11 protein-coding genes are annotated in these 13,641 nt (G+C 63.8%); 2 read left to right on the top strand and 9 right to left on the bottom strand.

Going from position 1 to position 13,641, the window contains the following annotated elements; genetic code table 11:
- Positions 1-176: 176 nt before the first annotated feature.
- Both der and CWO89_RS30570 read left to right on the top strand, forming a co-directional pair.
- A complete protein-coding gene (der, locus tag CWO89_RS30575; RefSeq protein WP_130582272.1) occupies positions 177-1,559 on the top strand; it encodes a ribosome biogenesis GTPase Der in 1,383 nt (460 codons plus the stop codon).
- Positions 1,556-2,806, top strand: coding sequence for a TCR/Tet family MFS transporter (locus tag CWO89_RS30570; RefSeq protein ID WP_130582271.1), 1,251 nt, complete (start codon positions 1,556-1,558; stop codon positions 2,804-2,806). The genes der and CWO89_RS30570 overlap by 4 nt, the downstream gene beginning before the upstream one ends.
- Positions 2,807-2,910: 104 nt before the next feature.
- On the opposite strand, the gene CWO89_RS30565 is transcribed toward CWO89_RS30570, so the two are convergent.
- From CWO89_RS30565 to CWO89_RS30525, 9 genes are all read right to left on the bottom strand, one after another.
- Positions 2,911-4,161, bottom strand: coding sequence for an ABC transporter substrate-binding protein (locus tag CWO89_RS30565; protein WP_130582270.1), 1,251 nt, complete (start codon positions 4,159-4,161; stop codon positions 2,911-2,913).
- Between the two features lie 123 nt (positions 4,162-4,284).
- Entirely contained in the window at positions 4,285-5,409 is a 1,125-nt protein-coding gene (locus CWO89_RS30560) for an NHL repeat-containing protein (RefSeq protein ID WP_130582269.1), read from the bottom strand.
- Positions 5,410-5,580: 171 nt separating this feature from the next.
- Positions 5,581-6,321 carry an SDR family NAD(P)-dependent oxidoreductase gene (locus CWO89_RS30555; RefSeq protein WP_130582268.1) on the bottom strand — a complete coding sequence of 247 codons (741 nt, stop codon included), beginning with the start codon at positions 6,319-6,321 and terminating at the stop codon, positions 5,581-5,583.
- 190 nt (positions 6,322-6,511) lie between these two features.
- Positions 6,512-8,026: an amidophosphoribosyltransferase gene (purF, locus tag CWO89_RS30550; RefSeq protein WP_130582273.1), complete on the bottom strand. Its 1,515-nt coding sequence runs from the start codon at positions 8,024-8,026 to the stop codon at positions 6,512-6,514.
- Positions 8,027-8,088: 62 nt separating this feature from the next.
- A complete protein-coding gene (locus CWO89_RS30545; protein WP_028166053.1) occupies positions 8,089-8,718 on the bottom strand; it encodes a CvpA family protein in 630 nt (209 codons plus the stop codon).
- A 174-nt stretch (positions 8,719-8,892) separates the two neighbouring features.
- Complete coding sequence (gene radA, locus CWO89_RS30540; protein WP_130582267.1) at positions 8,893-10,350, bottom strand: DNA repair protein RadA; 1,458 nt, start codon at positions 10,348-10,350, stop codon at positions 8,893-8,895.
- A 58-nt stretch (positions 10,351-10,408) separates the two neighbouring features.
- A complete protein-coding gene (locus CWO89_RS30535; RefSeq protein ID WP_130582266.1) occupies positions 10,409-10,933 on the bottom strand; it encodes a hypothetical protein in 525 nt (174 codons plus the stop codon).
- A complete protein-coding gene (locus CWO89_RS30530) occupies positions 10,930-12,282 on the bottom strand; it encodes an HD domain-containing protein (RefSeq protein ID WP_165421402.1) in 1,353 nt (450 codons plus the stop codon). Before CWO89_RS30530 ends, CWO89_RS30535 begins: the two co-directional genes overlap by 4 nt.
- Before the next feature lie 188 nt (positions 12,283-12,470).
- Positions 12,471-13,196, bottom strand: a complete 726-nt coding sequence (locus CWO89_RS30525; RefSeq protein WP_130582264.1) for a sulfite exporter TauE/SafE family protein — start codon at positions 13,194-13,196, stop codon at positions 12,471-12,473.
- Positions 13,197-13,641 lie beyond the last annotated feature (445 nt).

The raw sequence follows: 13,641 nt of genomic DNA, 5'->3' as shown, positions 1-13,641 counted from the left end.
CGCCGCCGCCCGATCAGACGACGGCCCAACCGACCGCGGAGCCGGCTCCAGCACAGCCCACGCAGCAATCCGCCGCGCCGTTCCCAGCTCCAATGCCGAGCGGCAGTTTTTCGCGCTAGTTCCTGCTAGACTCCATTGACCTACACGCGTTTACCCCAACAGCGCTTTGATGATCCATGTCCTTCACGATCGCCATCATCGGCCGGCCCAATGTCGGAAAGTCGACGCTGTTCAACCGCCTGGTCGGGCAGAAGCTCGCGCTGGTGGATGACGAGCCCGGCGTAACGCGCGACCGCCGCGAGGGGCAGGCGCGGCTCGGCGATCTCGAATTCACCATTATCGACACCGCCGGTCTCGACGAGGGCGCCAAGGGCTCGCTGACCGCGCGCATGCAGGAGCAGACCGAAACCGCGATCGGCCTTGCCGACGCGCTGATGTTCGTGATCGACGCGCGGGTGGGTCTGACGCCGACCGACCGCGCTTTCGCCGATTTCGCCCGCCGCGCCGACAAGCCGGTGGTGCTTGTCGCCAACAAGGCCGAGGGCAAACATGGCGAGCTCGGCGCGATGGAATCCTACGCGCTGGGCCTGGGCGATCCGGTGCAGATTTCCGCCGAGCACGGCGAGGGCATGGGCGAACTTTATGACGCGCTGAGCGTGCTGATGCCGGCGCCTGCCGAAGATGATGAAGACCTCGAGGATGAAGCGCCGGAAACCGAGGAGGACGTCAGCCAACGTCCGATCCGCGTCGCCATTGTCGGCCGCCCCAATGCCGGCAAGTCGACGCTGATCAATCATCTGCTCGGCGAGGAGCGGCTCTTGACCAGCCCGGAAGCCGGCACCACGCGGGATTCCATCGCGGTCGAAATCAAATGGCAGGGCCGCGACTTCCGCCTGTTCGATACCGCGGGCCTGCGGCGGCGATCGCGGATCGAGGAGAAGCTGGAAAAGCTGTCGGTTGCGGATGCGCTGCGCGCGGTGCGCTTTGCCGAAGTCGTCGTGCTGATGATGGACGCGCAGAACAAGTTCGAGGAGCAGGACCTGCGCATCGCCGATCTGGTCGAGCGCGAAGGCCGCGCGATCGTGCTCGCGGTCAACAAATGGGACCTGGTCGAGCGCAAGCCGAACCTGATCTCAGGCTTGCGCGCCGATGCCGATCATTGGCTGCCGCAGGTGAAGGGCGTGCCTGTTGTTGCGGTGTCCGGGCTGATGGGCGAGGGCATCGATCGGCTGATGAAGGCGATCGAGGAGGCCTACGCCACCTGGAACAAGCGCGTTCCCACCGCCGCGCTCAATCGCTGGTTCGAGCAGGCGATCGCGGCCAACCCGCCGCCCGCCGTCTCCGGCCGGAGGTTGAAGCTGAACTATATCACCCAGAACAAGGCGCGGCCGCCGAGCTTCGTGCTGTTCTGCTCGCGCGCCGACGCCGTGCCGCAATCCTATCTGCGCTATCTCACCAACTCGCTGCGCGAAACCTTCGACCTGCCGGGCACGCCGGTGCGCATCACGCTGCGCGAAAAGGCCAATCCCTTCGCCCACAAGCGCAAGCGGTTGTCATGAGCGAAGAAGCCGCCGTCATCGTCGAAACTCCACCGAGGCGCGGCGGCGCTGCGATTTTCATCTTCGGCACCGTCCTGCTGGACATGCTGGCGCTCGGCGTCGTCATTCCGATCCTGCCGAAACTGATCGAGGGTTTCGTCGACAATGATACGGCGAGCGCCGCGCGGATCTTCGGCCTGTTCGGCACCGCCTGGGCGCTGATGCAGCTTTTGTTCTCGCCGATCCTCGGCGGATTGTCCGACAGGTTCGGGCGGCGTCCGGTGGTGCTGTTGTCGAACTTCGGTCTCGCCGCCGACTATGTGCTGATGGCGCTGGCGCCGTCGCTGATCTGGCTGTTCATCGGCAGCCTGATTTCGGGCATCACGTCGGCGAGCGTCTCGACCGCCTTTGCCTATATCACTGACGTCACCGCGCCGGAGCAGCGCGCCACCATGTTCGGCAAGATCGGCGTCGCCTTCGGCGCCGGTTTCATCCTGGGGCCGGCGCTTGGCGGTCTGCTCGGCGGCTTCGATCCGCGATTGCCGTTCTGGGTTGCGGCAGGCCTGAGCTTTGCCAACGGACTCTATGGCCTGCTGATCCTGCCGGAGTCGCTGCCGCGAGAGCGTCGTTCGCCGTTCCGCTGGAAGAGCGCCAATCCGATCGGCGCGCTGCATCTGCTGGGCTCGGACCGCGTGCTCGCGGGCCTCTCGCTTGCGAACTTCTTCGCCCAGCTTGCGCACGTCGTGCTGCCCTCAACCTACGTGCTCTATGCGACCTATCGCTACGGCTGGGACACCGCGACCGTCGGCGCCACGCTGGCGCTGGTCGGCCTTTGCCAGATGATCGTGCAGGGCGCGGCGATCGGACCGATCGTCAAGCGTTTCGGCGAGCGGCGGGCGTTGTTGTTCGGGCTCGCCTGCGGCGCGATCGGCTTTCTGATTTTCGCGAGTGCGCCGACCGGAGCGCTCTCCTGGTTCGGTATTCCCGTGATGGCGCTGTGGGGTGTCGCGGGCGCGGCGCTCCAGGCGTTGATAACGCAGCTCGTCGCGCCGGATCAGCAGGGCCAGCTCCAGGGCGCGACCACCAGCGTGCAGAGCGTGTCCCAGCTCGTGGGGCCCTTCCTGTTCACGCTGACGTTCGCGTATTTCATCGGCACAAGCGCGCCGTTCAAGCTGCCGGGCGCGCCGTTCTTCCTTGCCGCCGCGCTGTTGCTGCTGGCGCTATTGGTAGCGTCGCTGACGCTCGCGAGAAAAGCGCAAGCTTCGTAGCTTCGTAGGGTGGGCAAAGCGCAGCGTGCCCACCGTCGCGAGCACAGCACTCGATGGTGGGCACGGCGCTTCGCGCCTTTGCCCACCCTACAAGCCTCACGCCATTACTTCTTCACCAGCGGGCATTCGCTGGCTTCCAGCGGCTTGGCCGCGTCTTCCGGCGCGATGGTGGCGATCAGCTTGTAATAGTCCCACGGATATTTGGACTCTTCCGGCTTCTTCACCTCGAATAGATAGGCCGGGATGATGCGGCGGCCGTCGATGCGCAGCGGGCCCTTGCCGAACAGGGGATCGTCGGTCGGCAGTTCCTTCATCTTGACGACGGTCTTGGCGCCATCATGGGTGTTGCCGCCCATCGCCTCCAGCGCCTTCAGGTAATGCAGCACGGCCGCGTAATTGCCGGCGACCGTCATCGACGGCATCATGCCCTTTGGCGACACCTTGGTGAAACGCTTCGACCATTCGCGGGTCTTGTCGTTCAAATCCCAGTAGAAGGATTCCGTAAACGTCAGTCCCTGCGCGGTCTTCAGGCCGAGCGAATGCACGTCGGTGATGAAGAGCAGGAGTGCCGCGAGCTTCTGGCCGCCGGAGACGATGCCGAATTCCGACGCCTGCTTGATCGAGTTGGTGGTGTCGCCGCCGGCATTCGCGAGCCCGACCACCTTCGCCTTCGACGATTGCGCCTGCAGCAGGAAGGAGGAGAAGTCGGACGTGTTGAGCGGGTGCTTCACGCTGCCCAGCACCTTGCCGCCATTGGCGAGAACGACCGCGGTCGTATCGCGCTCCAGCGCATGGCCGAAGGCGTAGTCGGCGGTGAGGAAGAACCAGCTATCGCCGCCGGCCTTGGTCAGCGCCTTGCCGGTGCCGTTGGCGAGCATGTAGGTGTCGTAGGTGTAGGAGATCGTGTTCGGCGTGCAGGCCTTGCCGGTGAGATCGGCAGTGGCCGCACCCGAGTTGAGCAGCACCGCGTTCTTCTCCTTGACGAGATTGCTGACCGCGAGCGCGACGCCCGAGTTCGGCGTGTCGACGATGACGTCGACCTTCTCGTTGTCGATCCATTGCCGGGCGATGTTGACGCCAACGTCCGGCTTGTTCTGGTGATCGCCGCTCAGCACCTCGATCTTCCAGCCCTTGTTGCGCAGTCCGGAATCCTCGACCGCCATGTTGACCGCGGCGACCGAATTGGCGCCGCCGATGTCGGCGTAAAGGCTCGACATGTCGTTCAAGACGCCGATCTTGACGGTTTTGTCCTGAGCCTTGTCTTGAGTTTTGTCTTGGGCGAAGGCCGGGGTCGCAAGACCCAATCCGGCACAGGCGAATAGCGCGGCGTAGCGCCGCGCGCGCGTCGTTTTCATGTGTTCCCTCCTGTTGATGCCGGCATGGCCCTCTTTTTTGGGGGCCTTTCACCAGCGGCGCGGTCGGGGTGACCCGATCCTCGGGTTCCCGCTTATCCTGTCTCGCGCCTTCCGGCAATGCGCTTATCGTAGCGCATCGGAGGTCAGTTTGAATTTCTGGATGCGCTTGGCGTTGTCGACCTCGGCGGTATAGACGTTGCCATTGGCGTCGACGGCCATGGCGTGGACCCAGTGGAATTGCCCGGCATTGCGGCCGCTGCGGCCGAAACTGCCGACCACGGAGCCATCGTCGCGCCTGACGATCCGGATCTCGTTGTTCTCGCCGTCGGCGCTCAAGAGATATGTTTGGTTCGGATCGGGCCAGAGCGCGATGTCCCACACCGCGCCGTTGCCGAGCGTGTCCTTTTCAAAGAACCACTCTTTGACGAAGGTCCCATCCTTCTTGAACACCTGGATACGGTTGTTGATGCGGTCGCAGACATAGACCAGCCCGTCATTGGCGAGCTTCACGCAATGCACGGGATTGCCGAATTGCTGCGCAACCGGCGCCTTGGGATCATAGGCGGCCTGCTTGTCGTCATCAGGCTTGTTGCCATAGGCGCCCCAGTGCCGCTTGTAGGCGCCGGTGGTGGCGTCGAACACGATCACGCGGCGGTTGCCGTAGCCGTCGGCGACGTAGATCTCGTTCGCCTCCTTGTCGATCGCAGTCTCCGCGGGCTTGCCGAGCTGTGTGGTGTCGTTGGAGCCCTTGCTCGGCGCGATCTTGCCGATCTGGGAGACGAACTTGCCGTCGAGCGTGAATTTCAGGATCGCGTTGTCATTGTCGGCATTGCCGCCGACCCAGACGAAGCCGCGCTCGTCGACCTCGATGCCGTGCTCGCGGCCGACCCATTCATAGCCTTCGCCGGGCCCGCCCCACGCGCGCAAGAGATTGCCGTCGGCGTCGAACTCGAGCACCGGCGGCGCCGGAACGCAGCATTTCGAGCGCGGCGGATTGAGCGTTGCGCCTTTCTCGTCATCGGTCAGCGAGCGCGGGCGATGGATCACCCAGACATGGCCCTGCCAGTCGACGGTGATGCCGCCGACCTGCCCGAGGATCCAGTTGTTCGGCAACGGCTTCGGCCAGGCCGCATCGACCGCGAAGGCCGGAATGTCGCCGGCATGCGATGGCGCCGACAGGCAGAAGCAGGCGATACAGCTTAAGATGAATCCGAAAAGGGTGCGCGCGCGATTGAGCCTCGCCGTCATGATTGCCTCCCTGATTTTTTCTTGGCGGTTTGCCCGCTCAGGTAGCAGTCAATCGCGCCGAGGAGGTTTAGTCAATCGCCCGTCATTGCGAGGAGCGTAGCGACGAAGCAATCCATTTCGCCACTTGCGGAGACGTGGATTGCTTCGCTTCGCTCGCAATGACGGAGAAAATCACGCCGGCGGATGAAAGCTCATCAGCTTGCGCGAGGGGTAGTCGTAGAACTTGCCGGTCTCGTTCCATTCCGGCATGCACATCGGCAGGATGAATTCCGCCGCTTGCTCGGGCGTATCGAGATCCATCGGGTCTTCGCCCGGAAACACGGCGGCGCGCATGCGGGTGCGGATCGGGCCCGGGCTGAACAGGTTGACGCGCAGCCTCAAGGTCGCGGTCTCGTTGGCCCAGACGCGGACCAGCGTTTCCAGCGCGGCCTTCGACGCCGCATAGGGACCGAGATAGGCGAGCGCCTTGTTGGCCGCGCCTGAGGTGATGAACACCGCGCGTCCGGCATCGGACACTTTCAGGAGCGGCTCCATGCAGCGGATGAGCTGGAAATTTGCGGTCACGTTGACCGCCATCACGTCGTTCCACGATTTCAGATCGATGTGGCCGAGCGGTGAGGAGGGACCGGCGACGCCGGCATTGCCGACGAGGATGTCGAGCTTGCCATGACGCTCATGCAGCGCGGCGCCTAAGCGGGCGATGCCGTCGGAATCGGTGAGGCTGAGCGGCACCAGCGTGGCGCTGCCGCCGCTTTGCCGGATCTCGTCGTCGAGCTCCTCGAGCCCGCCTTGGGTCCGCGCCACCGCCACGATATGCGCGCCGGCTTTCGCCAGCGCCAGCGCAGTGGCATAGCCGATGCCGCGCGAGGCGCCGGTGACGAGGGCGATGCGGGAGGCGAGGGGAAGGGGCATTTACGGATTAACTCTTCGTGGTCGTCCCGGCCAAGGGCGCAACTTGCGCTCCGGGGCCGGGACCCATACTCCGCGGCGGTCATGATACGCGACGGCGGTTGTGTCCAATGGCTTCCGAAAAACAGAGCCGGTGGTTGGTTATGGGTCCCGGCCCCGGAGCGCAAGTTGCGCCCCAGGCCGGAACGACAATTCAGCTCGCCTCTGCCAGCAGCGAGAGCTGGCGCGGCTGCGGCTCGGCTTCACTGTGGTCGGTGAGATGCGTCGGATAGGCGCCCGTGAAACAATGGTCGGCGAACTTCGGGTTGGCCGGATCGCGGCCGCCGGGATAGCCCATTGCGCGATACATGCCGTCGATCGACAGGAAGGCCAGCGAGTCCGCGCCGATGATCTCGCGCATCTCCTCCAGCGTGTGCGTCGCCGCCAGCAGGCCGCCGCGGTCAGGCAGGTCGATGCCGTAATAGTCGGGATAGAGGATCGGCGGGGAAGCGAGGCGGAAGTGCACTTCAAGGGCGCCGGCGTCGCGCATCATGCGCACGATCTTCTTCGAGGTGGTGCCGCGCACCAGCGAGTCGTCGATCAGGAGGATGCGCTTGCCCTCGATCGCGGCGCGGTTGGCCGAATGCTTCATGCGCACGCCGAGCTCGCGCACGCTCTGGGTCGGCTGAATGAAGGTGCGGCCGACATAGTGGTTGCGGATGATGCCAAGCTCGAACGGCACGCCGGAATACTGGCTGTAGCCGACCGCGGCGGGTACGCCGGAGTCTGGCACCGGCACGACGACGTCGATATCCGGATGGTTCTCGCGCGCAAGCTGCGCGCCGAATGCCTTGCGGACCTCATAGACCGAACGGCCGCCGACGATGGAGTCGGGCCGTGAGAAATAGATGTATTCGAAGATGCAGGGCCGCGCCGGTTTCGGCGGGAACGGCTTGTGCGTGTGCGCGCCTTCCTCATCGAACACGATGATCTCGCCGGGCTCGATGTCGCGGACATATTTGGCGCCGATCATATCGAGCGCGCAGGTCTCCGAGGTCAGGATCGGCCGGCCGTCGAGATCGCCGAGCACGAGAGGCCGTATGCCGAGCGGGTCGCGCGCGCCGACCAGCTTCTTGTTGGTCAGGGCGACCAGCGAATAGGCGCCCTCGATCGCGCGCAGCGCCTCGATGAAGCGATCGACGAAATGGCCACGCTTGGACTGCGCCACTAGGTGCAGGATCACCTCGGTGTCGGTGGTCGACTGCATCATGGCGCCGTTCTTGACGAGCTCGCGGCGCAGCGACAGCCCGTTGGTGAGGTTGCCGTTATGGCCGACGGCAAAGCCGCCGGCGTTGAGCTCGGCGAACAGCGGCTGCACGTTGCGCAGGATGGTGGCGCCGGTGGTGGAATAGCGGACGTGGCCGACCGCGGTCGAGCCGGGCAGGCGCTCGATCACTTCGCGGCGGGAGAAGGTGTCGCCGACCAGGCCGAGCCGGCGCTCGGAGTGGAAGCGGCTGCCGTCGAAGGTGACGATGCCGCAAGCTTCCTGGCCGCGATGCTGGAGGGCGTGCAATCCGAGCGCCGTGATGGCGGCAGCTTCGGGGTGGCCGAAAATGCCGAACACACCACACTCTTCGCGTAGCGTGTCGCCTTCGAGATCATCCTGCAATTCGATGGGCCCGGAAGAATACGGGTCAAGCTGCTCGGCGTGATCGGAAGGGGCTTGCATCGCGTTCATCGCCTTTCTTTGCGGCCTGTGCTGAGTTTAGCCCAACAGGCCTAAGTCAAGGTTTAACGGCCCGCAGGTTTCTCGATCAGCTTTTTAAGGCTGTCGCGGGCAGGTTTACTATAGCCATCGCCGGACGCCGGCGCGGTGGGTTCGGCGTCAGTCTGATCGTCTTCCGGTTTGTTTTTCTTGAACCGCTTTAAGATGGTGTTCTCGGGGTCATCAGGCAAGAGCGACATCAGCCAATCCCCGGTTCCTTGCAGCACCACGCGGGATTTTGCGCCCGTCACCCAGTCCGGCCGCTGCTTGTCAGGAACCAGCCAGCTAAAGAACAGGAAGGCGACGACCACGATCAGGAGCCCGCGCGCCAGCCCGAACAGGAAGCCGAGCGTACGGTCGAGCGCACCGATGCGCGAATCCAGGATCATGTCGGAAATCCGCACCGTGATGATGGACACCACGATCAGGGTACCGATGAAAGTGCCGGCGACCACGACGACGGCGGCGACCGTGTCGTTGTTGAAGTAAGTTTTGGCAGTCGGCAAAAGCTTCGAGAAAGCATAGAGCGTGACCAGCGCCGCCGCGCCCCAGGCCGCGATCGACAGGATCTCGCGCATGAAGCCGCGCACCATCGCAAGCAGGCCCGAGATCAGCATCACTGCGAGCAGGACGAGATCGAGGATCGTTATCGGCATCGGGTGGTCAGGTCCGCTCGTTCTTCTTATGGGTCTGCAGGGCACGGCCGCCCGCGAATCGGCGTTTCGGTTCCGTCCTAGCTGAGGGGCTTATAGCGTCCCCGGCAAGGCCGGAAAGCGCCTGTCCCACGCGGCGCGATGTATAGCGGCGAGGGGCGCCAAGGTCACCCCGCTTTAGCCCTTCTCGCGACGGAATCGGGCCGGTGTGGCATTTTTCTCAACGGGTTCAGCGTCCCGTTGGGCCTGGTGGTTGCCCCTAGGGGTGCCACGGGCGGCGATCTCGGCGACCAGGGTGGTCAGTCCGCCGACCGAGTTCAGGGTAAGCCCGGCATCGCCGGCGTCGCCGCGGGCCGATTCGGGCAGCACGGCGCGGCCAAACCCGAGTTTCGCCGCCTCCTTCAGCCTGGCCGAGGTCTGCGCCACCGGCCGGACCGCGCCGGACAGCGAAATCTCGCCGAAATAGACCGCATCCGTTGGCAGGGGGGCGTTCACCAGCGAAGACACTAGCGCCGCGGCGGCGGCAAGGTCGGCGGCGGGTTCCTGGATGCGCAGGCCGCCGGCGACGTTCAGGTAGACGTCATGGCCGGAGAGTTTCACGCCGCAATGGGCCTCCAGCACCGCCAGCACCATCGACAGCCGGCTCGGGTCCCAACCGACCACCGCACGCCGCGGCGTGCCGAGCGAGGTCGGCGCCACCAGCGCCTGCAATTCCACCAGCACCGGGCGGGTGCCCTCGATTCCGGCAAACACGGCGGTGCCGGGGCTGCCGAGGTCGCGCTCGGAAAGGAACAATTCGGAGGGGTTTGAGACCTCACGCAGGCCGAGCCCGGTCATCTCGAACACTCCGATCTCGTCGGTCGGGCCGAAGCGGTTCTTGACCGCGCGCAGGATGCGGAACTGCTGCGAGCCTTCGCCCTCGAACGACAGCACCGCGTCGACCATGTGCTCGACCACGCGGGGGCCCGCGATCTGGCCATCCTTGGTGACGTGCCCGACCAGGATGATGGCCGCGCCGGTCTTCTTGGCGAAGCGAATCAGCGCCTGCGCCGAGGCGCGGACCTGGGTCACCGTGCCGGGCGCGGATTCGACCGTGTCGGTCCACATGGTCTGGATCGAATCGATCACGATCAGCCGCGGCACGGTGCCTTCTGAGAGCGTCGAGACGATATCCTCGACCGAGGTTTCGGAAGCGAGCTGCACCGGCGCATTCGCAAGCCCGAGCCGCTCGGCGCGCAACCGCACCTGCGCCACCGCCTCTTCGCCCGAGATGTAGACCGCGCGGTGCCCGGCGCGCGCCATCATGCTGGTCGCCTGCGTCAGCAGCGTCGACTTGCCGATGCCGGGATCGCCGCCGACCAGGAGCACCGACCCGCGCACGAAGCCGCCGCCGGTGACGCGGTCGAGCTCGGTCATCCCGGAGGAGAGGCGGGGAGCGTCGTGGCTCTTGCCGGACAGCGACTCCAGCGCAAACGTCCGCCCCTTGCGCTTGGAGCGGATCGACACCGGCACATTGCCGGTCGAGTCCTCCTCCGCCAGCGTATTCCACTCACCGCAGGCGTCGCACTTCCCCTGCCAGCGATTATACGCCGCACCGCAATTCTGGCAGACAAAGGAGAGGGTGTTCTTGGCCATGGAAAATCCTACCGCCCATTCCGCATTTGGGTGCGCTCACAGGCGGCGAAGAATGAAATCAGGAACGCACAGCCGAACCAACCGCAGGCGGCAACCCAAGCGTCCGCAACAATTCAAAAGCTTTCAGGGCACGGTTGTTGCCGGTCTTGGCCCCCTTGCGCCGAACCAGTTCGGTCTTCCAATCAGAAATGCCTTCCACTACCGCCAACCAATGAATGGTGGCAGCAAGCTCAAGCACGGTGGACGAGTGCCGCTGCATTTCAGCAAGCGCTGTGCGGATGCGCCCGATTGGCATATGGGCGTCCGCCTTATCGCCATCGCCCTCTGCTTCCGCGGAGTAGGCGACGTAAGGCACGCCATCGCTCAGGCGACGGCGCTGGCTTGCGTGTAGGTGACCGAACACGATGTCGTCTTCGATCTTCTCGGCCAAATCCTCCGAATAGGGGCCGTAATGATAATATTCGTACGAGAAGCCGCTATCGAGGCCCATCCGGTCAAGCAGATACACGACTTTCTGGAGACGGATTTTCCCGACGATCTCTCCCCCGGCAGCCATCACGAGGCTTGGAACATCAGCCGTCATTTGCGCCTCCCTCTGACCGAATCAATGACAGATTGCGCCATTCTGGAGCTTGCTTCATCAAGAAAGTAGTAGCGCTCGAAGGCTCGCTGACGATCGGAGCCGGCTACCGTAGCGTCTTTGAAGTCGGTAATTTCTTTGAGCTTGTGGTCTGACATCCGGATCATGAGCCGTTTCTGGGCGCGCCCGTCGTCAGCTCCGATCTCACCGTATATCGACAGTTTGGCGGAGTCCCGGAATACATCTTCCCCGAGTTGCGATTTGAAGCGGGCGTCGAGCGCGTGTTTCAGACGGCGCTGTTCTTCCGCATCCTCCGGAAAGGCGTGCTGAACGTCGAGGCAGATAGGGCGTTCTCGATTGAGTATCCGCCCGGCAATTCGCTTGATTATCCCGTCACCATTTGTCGCGACGGCATGTAAGGCGCCCCACACCACCGTGTCGTCCAAGGCGCCATAGTTGGCGATGCCGTCGCCTCCCGGAGAAAAGAAGAGAACCAAGGGATGATCGTCGGGCAGGCCGGCGACCCTGCCGTTGGCATCTATCTCGCGTGCGGTGAATCGAAAGAAAGCCGATACCATCTGCTCGATCCCGCGCGTCGTCTTGTGCAGATATACGTTCGTGTAGAGGCGATACCGCGCCAACAGGAAATCTTCGGCAGCGTCGCGCGCTTTGTGCTCGAGGCAGAAGCTGTGCTGATAAATCGGATCTGCGTCGTCGGACTCGGCCGGCGCGAAGTCGATTTCGGCAACGCGCACATTGTCCATCAGCCAGTCCAGGTCGATGGCGCCGGCGCCAGTGCCGGTCATGTAACGGTCGCGGAGCAGATAATCCAAACGATCGGCGTCAAACGAACTCGACACGACCGCATGATACATGTCCGTCGGGGTTTCGGCGGCGACCAGGTCCGCGACATCCTCCGGCTTCACGCCGGACGCTGCGATTATCTCCGATATCCTGCCGCGGCCATCGCGGATCATGTCCGCAGTGAAAGCCTCATGACTTCGAATCTTTGGCTTCGGCGCGGCGTCTGTGGATCGTTCCGCGGCCAGTGCTTTTCGTGCTTCCTCGAAGGCGTGGCTAAAGGGGCCATGGCCGATGTCGTGAAGCAAGGCAGCAAACAGTGCGACCTTGGCCCGCGTCTCGTTGAATTCGCCTTCGACGCGCTTGAGCTCGATCTCGCGTTTCAGGATTCCGACGAGGCGTCGCGCATTGTGGTACACGCCGATCGAATGCGAAAAGCGCGTGTGGCTCGCGGAAGGGAACACATACTCGGACACGCCGAGTTGCTTGACGCGCCGAAGACGCTGCACTTCGGGCGTATTGAGCAACTTCCAAACGCTCTCGTCGACCAAGCCATCGTCATTAAAGACAATGAGGCCATGAATAGGGTCTCGGACGCGCTGAGGCTTCATAAGAACAAAAGTAGAACATTCTCCGCCGTACGTCTACCCAAAGATGGAACCGCCCCGAAACCCGTTGCGCGTCATATGGTTAGGGCGTGACGAGCAGTCTGGTTCAGCGGATAGCGGGACAATGATGTCTAGTGAGTTACCGCGGGCCACAGCAGCGACGCTCCGGCCACAAGCATGATGCCGTCCATCACGAGGCGGAAGACGTCAGGTTCAAGCCGCAGCACGAAGCGCTTCGCAATGAAGGCGCCCGCCATCAGCGACGAGCCCGCGATCAGGCCTTTGAGAGCGACGTCAGGCGTCAGCGCGCCGAAACGTTCAAACGTCACCGACTTGCTCACATAGAGGCCGAGCGAGCTTGCGGCCTCAGTCGCAAGAAAGGCGCCCTTGGTGAGGCCGTAGAACAGGAACAGCGGCACGCTCAAAGGTCCGGTCGAGACCACGATGCCCGTGAGATAGCCGATGATGGCGCCGCCTACAGCGAGATGCCACAACCGCGCCTGCAGTTGATGCCGCGCCAGCCAGTGCCGCGCCGGCACCATCGCGATCAGGAACAGGCCGATTGCGATGTCGACCACGCGAGACGGCAGCGCTAGCAGCGTGCGTGCACCGAGCGCCGCGGCCGGGATGCCGGTGATGGAGTAGGCGGCGCAGGCCCGCCAATCGACCTCGCGCCACCAGGCCAGGATGCGCGAAAGGTTCGCCATCACCGCGGCCACCGCCATGATCGGCACCGCTTGCTTTGGTCCGAACTGATAGATCAGCACCGGCATCAGCATGATCGACGATCCCGTGCCAACGATGCCCGAAAGCGTTCCGGCAATCAGGCCGACGATGAGGACGAAGAGGTAACCCACGAGATAGTGTCCGCGACTCGTTCAGGGGGAAGAGAGCCTAGCAAGTTTCGGGAGGTCGCGTCCTAACACTCGCTGTCATTCCGGGGCGCGCCCCTTGGCGCGAGCCCGGAATCCATCAGACCACCGGCACAGGTGGAAAAATGGATTCCGGGCTCGCCGCTTCGCGACGCCCCGGAATGACGGAGGAGAAAAATTTGCTAGTGATTCCAACGTGATTTGCTTCGTCCAGTTGGCTTGAAAAAAATAAACCGCTTAACCCGTCGGGCAAATCAGCACTATTAATCCGCGCGTCTCACGGTAGATGAGGGGCGGATCGCGATCGTCACGAACGTTGCGGTGAGATGCGGTGGACGCGATGCGTGTGACTGACGAGCACGCGCATCACGGACGGCGAAGTCGTGTGGTCCTGGCGCCCCGACGCTGGCGCTAAGCTTCTTACGAAGTG

The organism is Bradyrhizobium sp. Leo170 (assembly GCF_004296405.1).
GTDB lineage: Bacteria > Pseudomonadota > Alphaproteobacteria > Rhizobiales > Xanthobacteraceae > Bradyrhizobium.
The sequence above is the reverse complement of the archived record's forward strand: the minus strand, read 5'-3'. Positions and strand labels throughout refer to the sequence as shown.

What these genes read in the sequence shown, in the direction of transcription:
- der (WP_130582272.1), top strand. Translation starts at nt 177, where the DNA reads ATGTCCTTCACGATCGCCATCATCGGCCGGCCCAATGTCGGAAAGTCG.
- CWO89_RS30570 (WP_130582271.1), top strand. Translation starts at nt 1,556, where the DNA reads ATGAGCGAAGAAGCCGCCGTCATCGTCGAAACTCCACCGAGGCGCGGC.
- CWO89_RS30565 (WP_130582270.1), bottom strand. Translation starts at nt 4,161, where the DNA reads ATGAAAACGACGCGCGCGCGGCGCTACGCCGCGCTATTCGCCTGTGCC.
- CWO89_RS30560 (WP_130582269.1), bottom strand. Translation starts at nt 5,409, where the DNA reads ATGACGGCGAGGCTCAATCGCGCGCGCACCCTTTTCGGATTCATCTTA.
- CWO89_RS30555 (WP_130582268.1), bottom strand. Translation starts at nt 6,321, where the DNA reads ATGCCCCTTCCCCTCGCCTCCCGCATCGCCCTCGTCACCGGCGCCTCG.
- purF (WP_130582273.1), bottom strand. Translation starts at nt 8,026, where the DNA reads ATGCAAGCCCCTTCCGATCACGCCGAGCAGCTTGACCCGTATTCTTCC.
- CWO89_RS30545 (WP_028166053.1), bottom strand. Translation starts at nt 8,718, where the DNA reads ATGCCGATAACGATCCTCGATCTCGTCCTGCTCGCAGTGATGCTGATC.
- radA (WP_130582267.1), bottom strand. Translation starts at nt 10,350, where the DNA reads ATGGCCAAGAACACCCTCTCCTTTGTCTGCCAGAATTGCGGTGCGGCG.
- CWO89_RS30535 (WP_130582266.1), bottom strand. Translation starts at nt 10,933, where the DNA reads ATGACGGCTGATGTTCCAAGCCTCGTGATGGCTGCCGGGGGAGAGATC.